The organism is Paenibacillus sp. sgz302164 (genome assembly GCF_056120505.1).
Genome location: NZ_JBVYOL010000002.1, coordinates 263,017 through 282,924, shown reverse-complemented (window position 1 = coordinate 282,924; position 19,908 = coordinate 263,017). Strand labels below are relative to the sequence as shown.

The 19,908-nt window shown below is 51.5% G+C and carries 12 protein-coding genes; 3 read left to right on the top strand and 9 right to left on the bottom strand.

Going from position 1 to position 19,908, the window contains the following annotated elements; genetic code table 11:
• Positions 1-16: 16 nt before the first annotated feature.
• Complete coding sequence (locus AC0LWT_RS04685; protein WP_474680050.1) at positions 17-214, bottom strand: response regulator; 198 nt, start codon at positions 212-214, stop codon at positions 17-19.
• Between the two features lie 177 nt (positions 215-391).
• Positions 392-2,077 (bottom strand): dihydroxy-acid dehydratase, encoded by a 1,686-nt coding sequence (gene ilvD / locus AC0LWT_RS04680; RefSeq protein WP_474680049.1) that lies wholly within the window; start codon positions 2,075-2,077, stop codon positions 392-394.
• Between the two features lie 196 nt (positions 2,078-2,273).
• On the opposite strand from ilvD, the gene AC0LWT_RS04675 reads away from it, so the two are divergent.
• On the top strand, positions 2,274-2,696 hold the full coding sequence (locus AC0LWT_RS04675; protein WP_474680048.1) for a DUF4395 domain-containing protein: 423 nt from the start codon (positions 2,274-2,276) through the stop codon (positions 2,694-2,696).
• A gap of 1,059 nt (positions 2,697-3,755) precedes the next feature.
• Here the strand turns inward: AC0LWT_RS04675 and AC0LWT_RS04670 are convergent.
• From AC0LWT_RS04670 to AC0LWT_RS04650, 5 genes are all read right to left on the bottom strand, one after another.
• Complete coding sequence (locus AC0LWT_RS04670; protein WP_474680047.1) at positions 3,756-4,742, bottom strand: ABC transporter permease; 987 nt, start codon at positions 4,740-4,742, stop codon at positions 3,756-3,758.
• A 1-nt stretch (position 4,743) separates the two neighbouring features.
• Positions 4,744-6,258 (bottom strand): sugar ABC transporter ATP-binding protein, encoded by a 1,515-nt coding sequence (locus tag AC0LWT_RS04665; RefSeq protein ID WP_474680046.1) that lies wholly within the window; start codon positions 6,256-6,258, stop codon positions 4,744-4,746.
• A gap of 73 nt (positions 6,259-6,331) precedes the next feature.
• Entirely contained in the window at positions 6,332-7,453 is a 1,122-nt protein-coding gene (locus AC0LWT_RS04660) for a sugar ABC transporter substrate-binding protein (protein WP_474680045.1), read from the bottom strand.
• 157 nt (positions 7,454-7,610) lie between these two features.
• Positions 7,611-8,255 (bottom strand): ribonuclease H, encoded by a 645-nt coding sequence (gene rnhA, locus AC0LWT_RS04655; protein ID WP_474680044.1) that lies wholly within the window; start codon positions 8,253-8,255, stop codon positions 7,611-7,613.
• The gene (locus AC0LWT_RS04650) at positions 8,242-8,754 is read right to left on the bottom strand and encodes a hypothetical protein (RefSeq protein WP_474680043.1); all 513 of its coding nucleotides are present in this window, start codon (positions 8,752-8,754) and stop codon (positions 8,242-8,244) included. Before AC0LWT_RS04650 ends, rnhA begins: the two co-directional genes overlap by 14 nt.
• Before the next feature lie 164 nt (positions 8,755-8,918).
• On the opposite strand from AC0LWT_RS04650, the gene AC0LWT_RS04645 reads away from it, so the two are divergent.
• A complete protein-coding gene (locus tag AC0LWT_RS04645) occupies positions 8,919-9,149 on the top strand; it encodes an alpha/beta-type small acid-soluble spore protein (RefSeq protein ID WP_474680042.1) in 231 nt (76 codons plus the stop codon).
• Positions 9,150-9,288: 139 nt separating this feature from the next.
• Here AC0LWT_RS04645 and AC0LWT_RS04640 read toward each other — a convergent pair whose 3' ends face one another.
• Complete coding sequence (locus tag AC0LWT_RS04640; RefSeq protein ID WP_474680041.1) at positions 9,289-10,287, bottom strand: ABC transporter substrate-binding protein; 999 nt, start codon at positions 10,285-10,287, stop codon at positions 9,289-9,291.
• A gap of 43 nt (positions 10,288-10,330) precedes the next feature.
• Here AC0LWT_RS04640 and AC0LWT_RS04635 point away from each other — a divergent pair, with 43 nt between their 5' ends.
• A complete protein-coding gene (locus AC0LWT_RS04635; RefSeq protein WP_474680040.1) occupies positions 10,331-10,567 on the top strand; it encodes a hypothetical protein in 237 nt (78 codons plus the stop codon).
• Here AC0LWT_RS04635 and AC0LWT_RS04630 read toward each other — a convergent pair.
• Complete coding sequence (locus AC0LWT_RS04630) at positions 10,554-19,838, bottom strand: cadherin-like beta sandwich domain-containing protein (protein WP_474680039.1); 9,285 nt, start codon at positions 19,836-19,838, stop codon at positions 10,554-10,556. The genes AC0LWT_RS04635 and AC0LWT_RS04630 overlap by 14 nt on opposite strands.
• Positions 19,839-19,908: the final 70 nt, after the last annotated feature.

Here is a 19,908-nt window from a genome sequence, read left to right as displayed (position 1 = left end):
GGGACGAACATTCAGTTCACCGATTTCTTTTGAAAATGAAGCAGACCCGACGCGAAAAACAAAACAAAGCTACCCGCCACTCCTTCAGATGAAACGGCTTCGTCAAATAATCGTCGCCAAACTGCAGGCCATCCAGCTTGTCATCGACGGGGGCCCGGGCGGACAGCATCAGATTCGGAGTATCCGGCGATATCTTCTTCAGCCGCTGTCCCACGGTAGACCATCCACCCCCGGCAGCATCATATCCAAAATGACGAGCTCCGCTTCCTTCACCCTGCTGTTTGCGCCATCAGTAGGTTCCGTCAAATACAGCTATGCAAAAAAAGAAAAAGCTCCGCCCGCAAGCAGCGCAAACCGCTGCTCACATGCAAAGCTTTTTATCGGTAGATGATTAAATTTTCAGCACGCCGCCTGCGCTTGCGTTAGTGACAAGCTTGGAGTAACGCGCCAAGTAACCGGACTGGATTTTCGGCTCGAAGCCTTTCCAGTTCGCACGGCGTTTCGCCATTTCCTCGTCGCTGATTTGCAGCTCGATTTTGCGGTTGTTCATGTCCAGCTCGATGATATCGCCGTCTTCTACGAAAGCAAGCGGTCCGCCTTCAGCCGCTTCCGGCGAAATATGGCCGATGCTGATGCCGCGGGAAGCGCCGGAGAAGCGTCCGTCGGTGATCAGACCGACTTTGGCACCGAGGCCCATGCCCACGATCTGGGAAGTCGGAGCGAGCATTTCCGGCATGCCCGGTCCGCCCTTCGGCCCTTCGTAACGGATTACGACGACATGGCCTTCTTTGACTTTGCCGTTTGCGATGCCGTGCAGCGCCTCCTCCTGGGAATCGAAGCAGATCGCCGGTCCGACGTGGCGGCCGCCTACGGATTTGTCCACTGCGCCGACTTTGATGATACTGCCTTCAGGCGCCAGGTTGCCGAACAGCACGGCCAGGCCGCCTTTTTCGCTGTGAGGATTATCCAAAGGACGAATGACGTCTTTGTTCAAAATCTCGCAGCCCGCTACGTTTTCGCGCAGCGTTTTGGCCGTAACGGTGATGCGTTCGCCGTCCAGAGCGCCCGGCTTTTTGAGCAACTCGTTGATGATCGCGCTCACGCCGCCTGCCAAATGCACGTCCTCGATATGATAATCGGAAGCAGGAGCGATTTTCGCCAAATGCGGAACGCGTTCCGCGATTTCGTTAATGCGGGCGATCGGGTATTCGATACCCGCTTCGTGTGCGATAGCGAGCGTGTGCAGAACCGTATTGGTCGAACCGCCCATCGCCATATCCAGAGCAAAAGCGTTGTCGATCGATTCGATCGTTACGATATCGCGCGGCTTGATGTCTTTCTCGATCAATTCCATCAATTGGCGAGCCGATTGCTTCACGAATTCCTTGCGCTCTTCGGCCACGGCAAGAATCGTGCCGTTGCCCGGCATCGCAAGACCGAGCCCTTCGGCCAGGCAGTTCATCGAGTTTGCGGTGAACATGCCGGAGCAGGAACCGCAAGTCGGACAGCCATATTGCTCAAGCTCTTCCAAACCTTTTTCGTCGATTTTGCCCGCTTGGTAAGCGCCTACGCCTTCGAATACGGAAGACAGGGAAATCGATTTGCCGTTCTTGTCTTTACCCGCTTTCATCGGCCCGCCGCTGACCATAATCGTCGGGATGTTGACGCGCAGCGCCCCCATGATCATGCCGGGCGTAATTTTGTCGCAGTTCGGGATGCATACCAGACCGTCGAACCAGTGCGCATTGACGACCGTCTCCAGGGAGTCCGCAATAATTTCGCGGCTCGGCAAGGAATAGCGCATGCCGATATGTCCCATCGCGATGCCGTCGTCAACGCCGATCGTGTTGAACTCGAAAGGCACGCCGCCCGCTTCGCGGATCGCTTCCTTGACCAGCTTGCCGAACTCTTGCAAGTGGACGTGGCCCGGAATAATATCTATATAAGAGTTGCACACCGCAATAAACGGTTTGCCGAAATCTTCCTCTTTAACCCCGGCTGCGCGCAGCAAGCTGCGGTGAGGAGCGCGGTCGAATCCTTTTTTAATCATATCGCTTCGCATTTTTTGATTAGCCATCGTTGACCCTCCTGGATTTCATTTCGCAAATCTCGCAAACATTGAATCTATCATATCACACTTTTCTTCTTTTTTCTCGCTTTAGTCATTTCACGCGTCAAAGTCATTTTTTAAATCCTTACAAATTTCATCGGATTTATGTGTTTTTAGCCGGATTTATGTTATAATAATCCTAATCAAATTCAACATTAAAGAGGTGATCTCTTTGAAAGAAGTTCCTCTTCCATACGTCCGCGCCAATCAAGCCTCCATGGTTCTGCTCATCGTGCTTGCCCTGATTTGGCAGCAGTCTTGGCTCATTGCCGCCCTGCTGATTATCGAAGCCGTCGGCCTGTTCTTCGGGCTGCGCGCCAATTTGTTCGTGCTGTTGACCAAACCCTTGCTTCGGACAGCCGCGGCCAAATCGGAAACCGAAGCCCCAGAGCTGCTCCGGTTCAATAATTCGATCGCCGTCATTTTGCTGGTGCTTTCCCTGCTGTTTTTCGCGGCCGGCCTGAATGTGTGGGGCAGCATTTTTGCCGGGCTTGTCGCACTAGCGGCTACCGCAGCTTTGCTCGGCTACTGCATCGGATGTACGCTTTACTACCAATTCAAAAAACTGCGCGCCCGTCGTGCGTAAATTAAAAAGCGCTGGATTTTCCGACAAATTAGCCTCCGGGCCACCTCAGGCCCATCATTGGCCGGCACCGCGCGCAGCTCTAGCGCGCGGTGTTGCGCTGCATGGCGGCGGTCAGTCGATCGACCACACGTGAATTCCTGCACAATCGCAACAGGCCAGGCCCGTTGATAAGGAGGCCACATGCCGGGGCTGATTACCCTCCTGCCCGGGCCGATACCTCACGCCTGGGCTGATTACCCTCTTGCCCGGGCCGATACCTCACGCTAGGGCCGATTTACCCTCTTGCCCGGGCCGACACCTCTCGCTAGGGACGATTACCCTCTTGTCCGGGCCGACACCTCTCGCTAGGGCTGATTACCCTCTTGCCCGGGCCGATACCTCACGCCTGGGCTGTTTACCCTCTTGCCCGGGCCGATACCTCACGCTAGGGCTGATTACCCTCTTGCCCGGGCCGACACCTCTCGCTAGGGCCGATTAGCCACAATCTGCCTGACCGCACGAAGAATTCCTGCAAAAATACATGAATTTGCTTCCTTGATCGCTGTACACGAACAATTCCTGCAAAAGTGCAGGCTTTTCACCTAACACTTAGACTCATACTCACTTTCAGCGAAAATTCCTGCACTTTTGCAGGTTTTTCACCAAAACAAGCCAATTCGAGAGGAAAAACCTGCACTTTCGCAGGTTTTCTCCCTAACAAGCGGCTTCCTGCCCAGTTGTGCAGTTCCACGGCCTGCACCGGGAGAGGATCGCGCCCAGAAAAACCGGCTGAGCCACACTTGTTCCCCTAGCCCTCACAGAGTATTGCAACTTGCTCGGGCAGCCTGAAAAGTGTAGTTTTTTGCTTGTTAATACCCTGATAACGAAACATTCCTGCAATTGTGCAGGCTTTTCCTTCAAGCCGACCGCTTCCGTCGAAAATGCCTGGCCCCAGCCGAGCCCTATCAGCGCTTTTTCCACAGAGGCCAAAATCAAAGTTACCTGCGAGTAGGCAGCAAGCACAAAGAACCCACACCGGTCTGCGAAGATCCGGCAAGTGGGTTCTTTTGGGGCGTGTTGCTATGCCTTGCGGCGGTTCAAATGCACATAAGTGATCGCCAGTGCAAACACGAGCACCCCGCCCTTGACGATGTCAAAGCCAAAGTAAGGCACATTTAGCATCGTGAGCCCGTTGAGCAGCACGCCGATCAGGACGGCGCCGAAAAACGTGCCGATGACGTTCGGCTTCCCCGCCCCGAGCACCGAATAGCCGACAAATACCGATGCGACCGCCTCCATCAGCACGGGAACGCCGGCATCGATCTGCCCGGAACCTACCCGCGAAGCGTACAAAAGCCCGCCGCATGCGGCGAAAATGCCGGAGAGCACGTAGGCGAACAGCCTGATTTTGTTCACGGAAATGCCCGACAGCCTGGCCGCTTCGCGGTTGCCTCCTGTAATGTACAACTGTCTGCCCCAACGGGTGTATGTCAAAAATATATGCACGGCAAGCACGGCGATAATCATCAAAATGACGGAAACCGGAATGCCGAGCAGCTTGCCTTGTCCGATCCACAAGAAGTCGGGCAAAAATTTCCCTTTTGCCTGGGTGCCGTCCTGAAATCTCATATTGTTGTAAATTGAGAATCCCGAAGTGAACGTTTTTTGCACGCCGCCGATGATGTACATGACCGCAAGGGTCGCCAGCAAATCCGGGATGCGCACCTTGACGATCAAAAATGCGTTGAGCAGGCCGATGACGGCCCCGATCACGATGGGCACGACGATGACGACGAGGAGCGGCTGCTCGTACCAAACCATCAGTGCGGCCGAGACGACCGTCGCAAGCGAAACCGTAGAGCCTACGGATAAGTCAAAGCCGTCGACGATTTGAGATAAAGTGACTCCGATCGCCACGAACGTAACGATGGAAATCGAGCGCAAAATATCCGCGATATTGTCATAGGTCATAAAGTTTTCATTAATGAACGAAAATACGACAAATACAAGTGCAATGACCAGCAACGCCCCGTATTTAAAAGAAAACTCCAAGCTTTTTTCCTTCATCTTACTTTGCCTCCCCAGCGCTCGCATAAGTTAGTATCAAATCTTGCGAAGCCTCCGCCCGGGAAAGCTCCTTCACCACGGACCCATAGCTCATAACCAGTATGCGATCGGCGATTCCAACGATTTCATTTAACTCGCAGGATAAGTAAATAATGCCTTTCCCCTGTTCAGCCAGCGAACCGATCAGGCGGAAAATGTCGCTTTTCGCTCCGACGTCGACCCCTTTGGTCGGCTCGTCGAACATGTACACATCGGAAGGCGTCGGCAGCCACTTGCCGACTGCCACCTTTTGCTGGTTGCCGCCGCTCAAGTGCTTCACAGTCCGGTTCGGATCGCGGGGGTTCACGCCAAGCTGCTCCACCATCGACTGCGCATGCGCATTCTCCTCGCGGCGCTTGACAAAACCGAGCGCGCTCAGCTTGCGCAGAATCGGAAGCGACAGATTGCGCTTCACCGTCTCCTCCACGAGGACGCCCTGCTTGCGGCGCTCCTCTGGCACGAGCACGATGCCGGCACGCACGGCATCCTCCGGCTGGCGCAGCTTGAGCTTGCGCCCGCCAAGCCAGATCTCGCCGCCGTCCGCAGGATCGGCGCCGAAGAGCAGGCGGCTCAGCTCGGTTTTCCCTGCGCCGACAAGGCCGACGACGCCGAGGATTTCCCCCCGGCGGAGCGTAAAGCTGACGCCGCGCACTTTGGCACCGCGGCTGAGGTTCTTCACCTCGAGGAGCGTTTCGCCGATGGGCACATCGGCTTTGGGAAACTCCTCGGTGAAGGTTTTGCCCAGCATCGCCTCGATGACTCCGGCGGTGTCCATTTCAGCGGCCGCCTGCGTCAGCACATGGCGGCCGTCGCGCATGACGGTGATCCGGTCGCAGACATGGAACACCTCATTCAAGCGGTGGGAGATAAAAATAAGACCGACTCCCTCCTCTTTCAAGCCGCGCATAATCGCGAACAGGCGCTCCGATTCCTCCAGACTCAGCGGCGCGGTAGGCTCGTCGAAGATGATGATCTTCGCTTTATGGGCGATCGCTCTGGCGATCAGCACAAGCTGCTTCTGCGAAATGCTCAGCTCCTCGATCTTGCGGCGAACCGGGAACGCAGCGCCGATTTTCGCCAAAATCGCCTCCGCCTCCCGGTTCAGCTTTCCCCAGTCGACCCAGGCTCCGCCTGAAACCAATCTGTCCATCATGACGTTCTCCGTCACGCTGAGCTCCGGCACGAGAGCCGTGTCAACCTCCTGGTAGACACAGTAAATCCCTTGCGACATCGCGTCTTTGGGCGTTCGAATCTGAATAGGATTCCCGTCAACGATGACGCTGCCCTCATCGGCGAAATAAGCGCCTGACAAAATTTTCATCAAAGTGCTTTTCCCCGCTCCGTTGGCACCGAGCAAAGCATGAATTTCCCCGCTGTGCAGCTCGAAATGAACGTCCTGTAAAGCCTTTACGCCCGGGAACGTCTTGGAAATTCCCTGCATGCGCAGCAAAGGCGCAGTTACACCACTCTTTGACATGCTCTCCCTCCCCGTAACCAATCTGAAAGTCCCATCGCAAGTAGCCGATGGGACTTAAGCATAACATCGTTATTTATTTTTTCGCCTGTTTTTCGGCTTCTTTCAACCAATCCGTGTAACCTTGTTGACTGCCGCCCCAGCCTTTGACAAACTCGCCAAGCTGTGCAGTGGATACCTGCTTGTCTTTAGGCAGTTGATCTCTGGATACGTACACCGGATCCAGTACGACTTTGTCCGGCGTTTGGTCGCCATGCAGCTTTTGGTACAGGTAGCGCACTTGAACCCGTCCGATATCTTTCGGATCGACGGCCGCCGATGCGATCCAAGGGCTTTGCGGATCCTGCAGCAACTGCAGGTCTTCGTCGCTCAAGTCGATGCCGTATACTTTAATTTCCGTGCGTCCCGCCTGTTGAATAGCGCGTGCTGCGCCTTTGGCGAACTCGTCCCATGCCGCCCATACGGCCGTAATGTCGCCTTTGTTCGGATACTTTTTCAGGATGGCTTCCATTTGTGCTTGCGTATCCAACGCCGGGTCTTTGGCGGTTCCGAATGAAGCAATTTCTTTAATGTCTTTATACTTGTCCTGGAAAGCTTTGTAAGCAACATCACGGCGCTCCATAGGAGCAAAACCTGCAACCCACACCTTCACGATGTTTCCTTTGCCGCCCGTATCTTTTGCAAGCTGCTCAAGCGTAGCCTCGGCCATTTTTTGGTCGTTTTGCTCCAGCGAAGTCACGCCCGGTACGGACAAAATCGCATCGAACGCGATAACAGGAATTTTTTTCTCCAGCGCTTTCCTCACTCCGGCTTCCAGCGCATCGGCGCTGCCGTGGTCGATCAGAATGCCGTCAAACTTTTGGTTAACAGCCGCATCCAGATTCGAAGCCATTTTGGCGAGATCGTTGTCGGAAGCGAATACCGTCACTTTGCCGCCGAGCTTTTCAACCTGCTCTTTAACGCCTTCTACATATTGTGCGGAAAATGTTCCGGTATTGAACTGCATAATAAGCGCCACTTTTTTACCGGACAGATTAACGGCTTGTCCAGCCGCCGCAGTCGCTTGGGCCGTATCCGCAGTGCTTCCTGCTGCCGGCGACGATGCTGCGCCATTGCTTTGCGGTTTTGCGCAAGCGGCAAGCAAACTTCCTATTAATACGATCATAACGATAAAGCTGAAAAGTCTTGTCTTTCTCATGTTTACCCTCCCCAATCAAATACGCACATCGAATTCCCATTTATTCCCTCGGATTAATATACCAAGTTCTCTACTAGGAATTTAATTCGTATAATAGCATCTAAGCGCTTGCCGCGTCAATCCTTTTTTCGATTCGTTTCTCCAATTTTCAGCAAATCTACTTTCTGCCGAAATCCGCTTTAATCTCTCCCCACTTTCGCGTGTCCCATTTCACGATTTTGTTCGTGTACGTATTCGTTTTCAGCCACTTCAAAGCCCGGTCCACCAGGCTCCAAATTTCTTCCGTCGAGGCGTCTCTGACCAAATTCGTAGACACTTCCTTCTTGCGTATCCAGCTGAGCGCAGTGACGGAGTCCGTGTAGATCGTCTTGTTGCTCCCCTGCTTTTTCAAATAGGCAAGCCCATGCACGATCGCCAAAAACTCCCCCAGATTGTTCGTCCCTTTGGCAATCGGCCCCTGATAAAAAATGATCTCCCCCGTGCGCGTGTCCACGCCCTTGTACTCCACAACCCCGGGATTGCCGGAGCAGCCGACATCGACGGAAATGCTGTCATACTCCACTTCGGGAGGCGTCCCGCCGGCGGACGATGAGCCCGAGCCGCTCGCAGCGCCCGTTTTCCCCGAAAAATCCAGCGACTTTTGCCAGCCCCGCTCATAAGCCTTTTGTGCTTCCGCTTCCGATTCGTAGGACTTGAATTTCGCCTGAGGGTACCCTTTCGTCTGCGCCTGGCAATCCGCCCATGTTCGGTATATGCCCGGCTTGTGGCCGACCCAGACTACATAAAATTTACTTTGCGCCATCTTCCACACTCCGCACTTTCTCTTGTAATTGGCCGACCAATTCGGACACCACTTTAACCGTATCGGCAAAATAGGGTCTGTAATCCAGCCCTTCGATAAACCGCAGGAACGATTCCCCGATCCGCAGCACTTCTTTCCTGTATGCCGCCGTGTCGAGAACGCAGCTTTCCAGCTCGCGGTACGGGCCGTCCTGCCGTTCTTCCACATATGTAAACTCCATATGCTCATGGTCTTGGTGATGCACCTTGAACGAAAATCCCCGGCACTCCGGATCGCCGCAGCCGCATACGAAGAACGGCATCCGCTGCCATTGATCCGCCGGAGCAAACCGGTTCGGCTGCGTGTCGTGCAGCGCGCTATGGAGCATGGCGGGAAGCCCTACATCGACGCACAGAGGCTCTTCGACCAAAATATCATCCTGCACGGTCAGCTTGACGTCGGCATGAATGATTTGCAAATCCTTATCGAACGACCAGCGTTCCGTTACAATTTCAAACATGACTTACCTCCGCACATAAATTAGGAATGCGTTGCCTGAACCTCTATTATAGCAAAGTCGGACGCGCGATGCCGGGACGATTCGATTGGTCGAAATTACCAATTTTCAGCGCGAGTATATTTTTCAAAAGCGAATATAATACCTATTACTGGAGGTGATAACAAATGGGTACAGGACAATCTCGCAGCAGCAACCAGCTAGTTGTTCCTCAAGCCAATCAGGCTCTGGAACAATTGAAGTTTGAGGTAGCCCAGGAACTGGGCATCCAAATTCCTCAAGACGGCTACTACGGCTACATGGCTTCCCGCGATACAGGAGCAATCGGGGGTAACATCACCCGCCGTCTCGTGCAAATCGCCGAGCAGCAGCTTGCAGGCAAATTCGGCGGCAGATAAAGCAACTCCCTATACTTACGTACAAGGGCTTTCCTTTAAGCAGAATTTGCTTAAGGGGACGCCCTTTTTCGAGTTCGGCGGCGCAAATGCAAAAAAGCCCTCCGTTCACGAATGAACCGAGGGGCTGCCTTGCATGTTCTTACGGCTTCACATCGTAAATCTTATACAGATCGTCAAGCATAATATTCGCAGCCTTGACGCCTCCGGCCGTGTTCCATGTCGCATCGTTGACCTTGATCAGCTTGTTTTCCTTGACAGGCTTCAAATTTTGCCAAAGCGGATCGTTCATCCATTCCTGCTCCTGCTTGGTGCCTTTGCCGTCACCGGTATCATAGGTGAAATAGAACACTTTGTCGGCTGTGTCCAGCTCCGTCAGACGTTCTTTCGTAATGTCCTCGAACGATTTTTCGTCGCTTTTCGGATCGTTGCGCTGAATGCCGATTTGCTTGAAAATGACGCCCGTGAACATGTTGCCGTAATAAAACCTCGTTTTGCCCGCCATGAAGCGGACGACTGCGACTTTCTCTTTCAGCTTGTCGCCGGCTTTGCTTTTGAAATCTTCAATTCGTTTATCGAAATCGGCGATCACCTTGTCGCCTTCCGCCTTTTTGTTCAAAGCATCCGCATAAAGCTGAAAATTATTTTTCCACTCGCCGCGGAGCGTTTCGGAAAAGACCGTTGGGGCGATCAGCTTTAATTGATCGTAAACTTTTTCTTGGCGCATTTTGTTGCCGATAATGAGATCCGGCTTCAGCGACGCAATGACTTCCAGATTCGGCTGGGATTCACCGCCGACAGTCGTAACCCCCTGCATATCCGCTTTAATATGATCAAACCACGGATTGCCGTAAAAAGACTCGACGGCTCCTACGGGTTTGACGCCGAGCGCAAGCAGCGCTTCCGTGCCTTCGTTCGTCAAAATGACGACCCGCTGCGGATGCGCGGGCACAGACGATTCGCCCATAGCGTGCTTGATCGTCCGCAAGCCTTCCGCCTTCGCCGATTCCGCCGGCGCCTGTGTCGCCGCCGATGGCGCAGCCGGCTTCTCGCCACAAGCCGTCAGCCATACGGAAAGCATCAATATAACAAAAAGAAGGGCGGCCCCTTTTGTACGAATCCGTATTTCTTTCCTTACCATTAAACGTACCTCCGTATTATGTAATTTCCTTGGATGCCAATCAGTGATAACGATTATCATTATCCATCATATATTACTGGAAGAACCCAAGGTTTGTCAACGGCAGGGCCGTATTGGAAGGGATGCAGTTGATTGGGGAATGAGGCACCGCCTGCAAAAATATTTTTACAGACCCGCTTCTTTTTGTTTACAAAAAATGAGAGGCTATCACTCAGTCATTTTCATGACTTATGGGACAGCCTCCCTTGAAAAAACTCCTTTGATGTTTATTGCCAATTAAAGACGTTCATTAACATAACCACAACTTCTGCTCTTGTTGCGCTGGAATCCGGCTTAAAAGTTCCGTCGGGATAGCCATTAATCACTTTATTTGATGCTAAAGCCGCAATACTTTCCGATGCCCATGCCGGGAGCGTATCATCGAAGGATTTAAAGTTTTTACCATCAACTTTAAACTTATACGCATTTTGAATTAAAACTGCTAGCTCAGCCCTTGTTATATCGGAATCAGCATTTACATGATACGCTCCGTTAACTAACGAACCGTCAATCAGCCCATGCACATATGCCGCGGCAAGATAAGGCTTGCTCCATTCCGGTACGCTATCCCAATCCGCAAAATGCGATGAGGCTTTATCCAATGCGGATTTATCGCCGATATCCAGCTTCTTGGCTCGGACTAACATGGCTATAGCTTCATTCCTGCGTGTATGACCGTTTGGTTCAAAAGTAGTAGCTGTTCTTCCGTTTACAATACCCAGCTTATAAGCTTTTTCAATGGCTGCTTCTGCCCAAGGAGTTTCCGTATGTACATCATGAAAGACTACATTCATAGATCCGCTACTTTGCGTCGTGTCATCAGTTGGAGTCGGATTCTGAGATGTACCGGATGCGCCGCCGCCTGAATGTCCAGACATAGAAGAACCGGAACTGTTATTGCTTGCGGTTCTTGATATGACAACATCATCTTGCGTAAAATTCCCCGCGGAATCCAATGCAGTTATCGTACTGTAAGCCTGACTTCCACTGCTTAATGTTCCCTTAATTGTGAAAATGCCGTTCTTGTCGGACGTTACCCGATTTGCGAAATTATCCATAACTGTAATATTCGGCAGGGTACTTCCCTGAATCAGATAATTGCCGGTTTCGTCGGTATATACCGTCCCTTTTGCATCCGTATTAATGAACAGTACAGGCGGCAAATCATTAACATTCACCACAAGTTCGCAGTTCGACTTATCGCCGTTTTGATTTTCGGCAACAATGTGAATGACGCTTGAAGGGTTTGTATCGCTTACCGAGACAGGTACTGAAATATGATTCTCGAAATCGCTGCTGCTGTAAAGGGTCCTAAAGTTTGGCATACCCGTTGCATCATCATAGGTTCCATCGCTTTGAGATACGGTAAACTTGCCGCTCATGCTTTGAGCTGTCCCGTCTGCTTGATTGACATGAGTGGAAGAAATACCGAGCTTAAAGTTCCCGTTGACAACCAATACCTGATTATTTTGAGCATTTGTTGTCATCTTTCCTATATCAGATGAAACATGGATGATCGGATAATCAGGAACAGGCACAAACGTAATGTTTGAAACCGTCGGATTCCCATAAATGACAGGTGAATACGTGCCGGTTTTTTCAACACTTGCATAAGAAGTTACAGCAAGCTTGTAACTGCTGCCGGCTTGCATGCCTCCAAAATCAAGGGTAAACACACCTTTTACCGCTTGATCTGATGTAATATTATATTCGATAGCTTTGCCTGGATGAGAGATTCGATTGCCCGTTAAGTGTCCTTGATCGTCAATCTCATCCGTATAGGTTAGAGGCGACATGACGGCTTTACCTTGATCATCATACAAGCTAACAACATAACCGTCAGCATTCGGAACCGCATTCCATTTCGCTTCAATGGCTCCGCCGCCGCCCGCCTTCACGGATACGGAACTTACCGAACCCGGCGCAAGAGGATTCGTTACCGTTAACGGCTGCTTCGCGTTCATGCTGGAATATGGAATGGCACTCTCCGTACTGCTCTTAGGTATGGCGATCAAAGTCAGCCTTGGATAATACTCGCCGCTCTGCAAATAAGCCAAATCCTCCGGTTTGAATGTATAGCTGCCGCTTGCTCCACCGCTCACAACAGAAGCCGGGTCAATAGGAACCGTGTTGATTAAAACGCCAGGGCTTGCGTTTAATCTGTCTTCGCCGCTATCCTTTGACAAACGTACTTCAACTTGATAGCTTTCTTTGGCTATATCCAAACCTGTAAGGGCAAAGCTTACCGTATTGGAACCCGCGGCATAGGTCGTACTGTCTATTTCAGGAATCGGATTCACTGCAATAACAGCACTTGCAAAAGGCCGGCTGGACGAAATGCTCCAGTTCCCTGGCTCTCGTCCCAAGTTAATCATGAGGGTACCCGGTTTATCAGCAGCTTGATCCGATACAACCTCAGCATTGGCGTTCGGATCATTATAGAACATGGATCCGTCGGCCAAGGTTCTCGGATAAGTTAATCCGTAAGGATTGCCATTCGGGTCTTGCACAGAGATATCATTCGGGTCTGCTTTTACCAGGATCGCATAATCCTGCGATATACCGTCAGGCATGGTTATGGTATGAACCGTACCGGCATCGTTGGCGCTTATCGTTGGTTGAGCAGAAACCGATAAAGCCGCGACTTCATTCGCTATCGTTCCCGAAGCATTCGGCACACTTGTTGCTACAAGCGAGACATTAGATAAAACCTGATACTTCCCTACATTTTTACCATCTTCATCAACTACTTTTATCGTATTGCGAATTTCATTACGCTTTGCGGATAAAATGGAAACCCCTGCATTACCGCTTTGGTAGTTGTAGTGAGCCCCCAAACCGTGACCTAAAATACGAAATGAACCGTAAGCATCCGTTTTGCTCATTCCTACATCTATATTGGCGAGCGTTTTAGGTCCGATCGTAAGGTCGCCTAACGGGGAACTTACAACGTTAATTTCAGGAATCTGAATGGCAGCATCTAAATGACCGTTGACATTGTAGGAAGAATCCGAATTTAACGTAACATTTGCACGCCCACTTCCCTTTATGACTTGAAAGTTTTTAAGAAATGCGGCATCTGCAGCTACGTCAAAGGAAACGGACGACGGTTTCAGATAAATACCCGCTTGAAATTTTTGAAACACATCTACGCCCAGAAGCACAGGGTTGCCTGACAGCTGAATTTGTGAAGGACCAACCGAAAGCTCCATATCTTCAAAGCTCAGCAGTGTCTTTTTTCCGACATTGCCGACAACCATTTCGCCATTCAGTAGAAGCCTAATAGGAGGTATAGCGTCATAATTTCCTGATATCGTGTCCGCCAAGCCTGAAAAACCACCGCCGATTTTTGTAATATGACCAACTGGCGTAGCAGGCGTAACCGGAATCCCGGGTTCTTTCAATCCCATAATAATCTTGACCGTATCCGGAATGAAAGTGCCGCCACTGTTCTGCTTTAAAAGCATACTTGAGGAAAAGGATCCTATTTTTGCATCCAGATCAAATCCCAATCCGTATTCTTTCTCGTAAGTATTCACGGATGCATCAATTTTTGCGTTGACAGCTTCACTTTGTTTAAATCCCGGAATGATATTGGCGAACCCTTCTGGAGGGCTGATAGTGGCCTCGGCCTCTGCGCCTTTAAACACGATATTGCCTTTTAGGTCCTTACCGAATTCAAGCCTTTTGGCTTCCACAAAAAAACCAATTTGGCCTCCGCCCGGCTTCGTCACCCCCATATTCACTTTGCCTTCAAACATGATGGAATCCTTAAGCAAAAATGCGCCGTCTATTCTAGCGCCTAAACCGGAGCCAAGCGCTATCACACCAACGGTATACTTAATTTTCAATTCAATATTTTGTTGACTAGAATCCAACAAATCACCGGTTTCCGGGTCTTTTGCATAGGTGTCGATGTATTCTATGCCGTTCTCAAGGGAGATCGCTACATCCGCATTCGTCACAAAGGTCGTTCCGCCCGCAAGCATCTTGACATTATGAGCATCGACTGTAACATCGCCAACTCTTGAAACCGTGACAGTCATTGAACTGGTGCTGTCAGTCAAATAGCTGGTTACCATCGAGTTGATCATGGACGTCCCGGTAATCGTATACTTGTTGGTATTAGAATCATAGGCAACATGACCTGTAATGGTAAGGATCTTCGTTTTATTGCCCAGCATCTGATTCAACTCTGTATCATTAGCCGCGAGAATAACGGATTTGTTGTTAGATCCATCCGATACAACAACGAGTTCTCCAAAAGTTTTGTGCGATAATGTCTCTTTGGAATAAATGGTTATGGCTCTCTGCGCGCCGTTTATAGATATATAATAGGTCACGTCGTTGTTGCCCCGCGGCAGCATGTTTTGCGGTACACTGACAACCAAAGAGCTTGACGTTGCATTGGATACCGCAGCGCGCTGTGTCGGATTAGGCGCTGTGCCAATGTACACCTCGCCGGTTTGATCTATATTCCTCCCGCTTACGATGATGGAATTGAATAAGCTCGCCAATTGTGAATTTGGACTAATCGAAGTCATGACTTTGCTTTTTGGATCCTTAATCCCATTGACCACTACAGTAATGCTTTTAGGACGTCCTGAAGCATAAATATCCGAATTAACGCTGTATATGCTAATGTCCGAATTCTTTGGGTCTTGACCCTCGAAGGTACAATTAAAAGTAGTTTTTACGTCCGCCTTGTCGGTAACAATCACTTGTGCCGTATAGGAATCATAGACGTCAGTCGGTGTTTTAACCGAAAAGGTAAAGGGTTGACTCATCTGCACGACAGACGGAGTTGTCGCAAATGTGACACCGGAATTACTGCTCGTATTTACAGGGATTCCAGGGTCATAGCTAAACTCGGCTACAACGGTTATTTCATCGTCAGCATTTAAAATCGTTGATGCAGGAATAACTACTTTGCTTATGTTAATGGTTGAGTTGTAATTATCACTGTCTTTACTAAGCGTTACCGTTTGAGTAAAATTATCCGATTTCCGAATAAACAGTACGTCCTTCAAAGGGTAGCGAGGATATTTATTTGTAATTGTAAAGCTTAGTGTATCTCCCGGGAAATATTTCTGCACATTACTTTCTACTGGGACATAGTAGGGGATCCCTTTGGTCTGGGTGGTTATTGCATACCCCGGTATTGCTTCCACATGAACGGTAACGATGACATCGTTATACGGCATGGTAAAGCTGTATACGAAAGCAGCCTTTTGAGTCACTTGCAGGTTTTCATTTGTAAACGCCGACTTTACGCTGATCCCTGTAATTTTATAAAATTTGGAACCGTTCTGGTCCGCAAATTTACTAAGATCAACGGTTACCTTATCCCCTACATAATCCGTAGCCGGCAAACCTCCAGCCGAGTTTACGAACCTTGTTCCCCCTGACAGAATCGGAGCTACAACATTGTCTATCGTCGTTTTTACATGGATGTTGTGCGCCGAATTTGGATCGGTAGTTGATTTTACAACCAGTTTTACAGGCTCATTAGGCATTGTAAAAGTATACTGAAATTTATGAATCGTCGTGTCCATGGATGTCGTCGTCAAATCAACCGCTTTGGATGTTTGGGTCCCGATGAATTGGACGCCGCCAGGAACAATTCCGTTGGAGGAAAGACTCAAGGTTAATTGATCTCCGGCAGCAAAATACTTCGTGCTGTTGTACTGGTTCGGATATCCATTTCTTGAGCTGTCCACATAATCGATTGTGCTTGTGAAATTGCTTGCTGAGCTTGTGTCGATCCCATGAGCGGTGCTGGTTGACACCGTTATCGTTACCGTTCTGTCTGTTTGGCCATAATCCCCTTTAATGTTAAGATTCAAGCCCCAAGCACTGTTGCTGTTATTTGGCGTTACACTTAACAGCACATTGCGTCCCCGATCGTCAATAGCCTGAATGCTTTTAACCAACGCAGGATTTAATTGTAAGGGGGGGACCGCAGCATCAGCAGAAGTGTTCACCAATTCGATGCTGAAATCATTTTCGCCTGGAATATTTACCCCCTGAGCGGGAATGTCGGTGCCGTTATAATTTGCTTTAATGAAAGTTGAGAAGGCAGCGTTATCCAAATTTACGATTACCAAATTTTGATATGTCTCCGACCACGTGACGATGATGGTAAGCGTATCGTTGGAGGAAGCATTCGTTGATACTGTCGCCGTAAACGTGCCCATGCCTAAATTTGTAATTTGACTTGACAGGTCCTTCGCTTTGCCTTTCTCGTACACGCGCGCTGTCGGGTCAAAGGCATAACCTGCATCCGCTGTAAGCACATACTTGGTCATATATACTGTACCAAGCGCAAATGTGCCGTTTGCCGGTGCATAAGACCCTCCACTCTTGGCCCATGTTACGGCCGCTGTCGCATGATTGTATGTATTGGTTCCGTCAGCGTTAGCTGCTCCTGTGACAGGGGCAACTGTTCGGATCGATAGATCGGTTGGAGCTATTGTTGCCTGTGGCGTTGCATTCGCTTCGTTGGAGTAATCGCTGTTGCCCCCGGCGTTACTTGCTTGTACGACGAAATAATACCTCGTTCCGTTCGTTAGACCCGTTGCCGTGTAGCTGTTGGTTCCCCCGCTTACAGTCGCAACCGGAGTAGAACCATAGTTGCCCGCTACCGCCCCCTGGTAAATACTGTATGTATTTGTACCCGAAACACCGCTCCAGCTTAACGTCACTTGTCCGTTGCCAGCTGTCGCTGTCAGACCCGCCGGTACAACTGGCATTCTCTCTACTGTCACCGTATACGTTTGGGTCGTACCGCCCTGCGCCGTCACCACGACTGCAATCAGGTTGCTCCCAGCGTTCAAGGTGATGGCTCCCGATGCCGAGCCGCTCAATACGGTATTGCCGCCCACCGTCACCGTGGAGGCGCCGTCACTCACGGTCGGCGTTACTCGAATGCTGCTCACGCTGCTTGCCACACTTGCCGTGTAGCTTGTCGTGCCGGGCGCAAAGGCCGGACTCAGGCTGCCGACGGACAACGTCAAACCGCTCAAGCTCGCGTTGCTGCTCGATCCTCGCGTTACTGTCACAGTGTACGTTTTCGTCGTGCCATCCTGCGCCGTTACCACAACCGTAATCGGGTTGCTCCCCACGTTCAGGCTGATTGCACCAGATGCCGAGCCGTTCGTCACGGGAGCGCCATTGACCGTCACGACGGCGTTGCTGTCGCTCACTGTCGGTGTGACCGTGATGTTGTACACACTGTTCGCTACGCTTGCCGTGTAGCTTGTCGTGCCCGACGCAAACGCCGGACTCAGGCTGCCGACGGACAACGTCAAGCCGCTCAAGTCCGCATTCGCTTCGCTGACCGACGCTCGCGTCACCGTCACCGTATACGTTCGGGTCGTCGCACCATCCTGCGCCGTTACCACGACCGTAATCGGGTTGCTCCCCACGTTCAGGCTGATTGCACCAGATGCCGAACCGCTCGGCGCAAGCGTGCCGTTGACTGTCACCGTGGCGTTGCCGTCGCTCACTATGGGTGTGACCGTGATACTGTACACACTGTTCGCCACACTTGCCGTGTAGCTTGTCGCGCCCGGCGCAAACGCCGGACTCAAGCTGCCAACGGACAACGTCAAGCTGCTCAAGTTCGCATCCGTACTGCTGCCCGATGCCCGCGTCACCGCCACCGTGTACGTTTGCGTCGTCGTACCGTCCTGCGCCGTCACCGCGATCGTAATCGGGGCGTTGCTCCCTTCGTTCAGGCTGATTGCACCAGATGCAGAGCCGCTCGTCACGGACGTGCCGTTGACTGTCACCGTGGCGTTACCGTCGCTCGCTGTCGGTGTTACCGTAATGCTGCTCGCGCTGTTCGGCACACTTGCCGTATAGCTTGTCACGCCGGGCGCAAACGCCGGACTTAAGCTGCCGACGGACAACGCCAAGCTGCTCAAGCTCGCGTTGCTGCTCGATGCACGTGTCACCGTCACCGTATACGTTTGGGTCGTTGCACCATCCTCGGACGTCGCCACGACAGTAATCGTGTTGCTCCCCGCGTTCAGGCTGATTGCTCCCGAGGCCGAACCGCTCGGCACGGCCGTACCATTGACTGTCACCGTGGCGTTACCGTCGCTCGCTGTCGGTGTTACCGTGATGCTGCTCGCACTGTTCGGCACACTGGCCGTGTAGCTTGTCGTATCCGGCGCAAAGGCCGGACTTAAGCTGCCGACGGACAACGTCAGGCTACTCAAGCTCACTGCCCGCGTCACCGTCACCGTATATGTACGCGTCGCCGCCCCATCCTGCGACGTTACCACGACAGCGATCGTGCTGCTCCCCGCGCTCAGGCTGATCGCTCCCGAGGCCGACCCGCTCGGCACGGCCGTACCATTGACCTTCACTGTGGCAGTGCTGTCGCTCACTGTCGGTGTTACCGTGATGCTGCTGACGCTGCTCGCCACGCTGGCCGTGTAGCTTGTCGTGCCCGGCGCAAAGGCCGGACTTAGGCTGCCGCTCGACAAGGTCAGGCCGCTCAGGTTCACATCGTTGGATAGGCCGACTTTCCGAATTCTGTGGTTTCCCGTATCTGCGATATACAGATTCCCCTTGCTGTCAAAAGCAACGCCAAGCGGGAGTTGCAATCGAGCTCCTGCAGCAGCCGAGCCGTCTCCAGCATAGCCGGCAACCCCATTGCCCGCCACCGTAGTAATGGCGCCTGTCGCTTTGTCGACTTTCCGAATACTGCTGTTAGCATAATCCACTATATATAGATTGTCACTGCTATCAAAAGCTAATCCGGACGGGGTATCCAATGCGGCATTTATCGCCGGTCCTCCATCGCCATAATAGTCCGCATCCCCAGTACCCGCTACCTTCGTTGCGGTGCCTGACGGTACGACTTTTAGAATCTGACACATGTCTGCATCGGCTATATACAAATTATTGCTGCTGTCTACCGCTATCCCATACGGTCTGCCTATGGAGATCGACGTCCCGGTGCCCGCCACCGTGCTGATGTTCCCTGACGAATCCATTTTCAGAATCCTGGTGTTACCCGTATCCGCGATATACAGATCGCCGCTGCTGTCAAATGCTATTGCATACGGGGTTTTTATCCCGCTATCTGCTACCGTGCTCACGTTCCCCGACGAATCCATTTTCAGAATTCTGTTGTTGCCCGTATCCGCGATATACAGATCGCCGCTGCTGCCAATCGCTAAGCCTTTCGGGCCGTTCAATCCGGTCGCCACCGTGCTGATGGTCCCTGACGAATCCGTTTTCCGAATCTTGTTGTTACTCGTATCTGCTATATACATGTTGCCGCTGCTGTCAAAAGCTACTGCATCAGGGGAATTCAATTGGGCCGATGTCGCCTGTCCTCCGTCTCCCGAATAACCGGCAGATCCAATGCCCGCCACCGTGCTGATGATGGGGCCGCCGGCAGCATAAGCTGTTCCTTCGGACAGTGCTGGCAGTTGTGTCGACACCAACAGAAAAGTCAGCACACAGGCCATAATCTGCTTTACCTTTTTACACATTTTAGCTCCTCCTTATGAAACTATGCCGAGATCAAGTCTCTAGGGCGTGTCTGAATACTCCGAGGGCAGC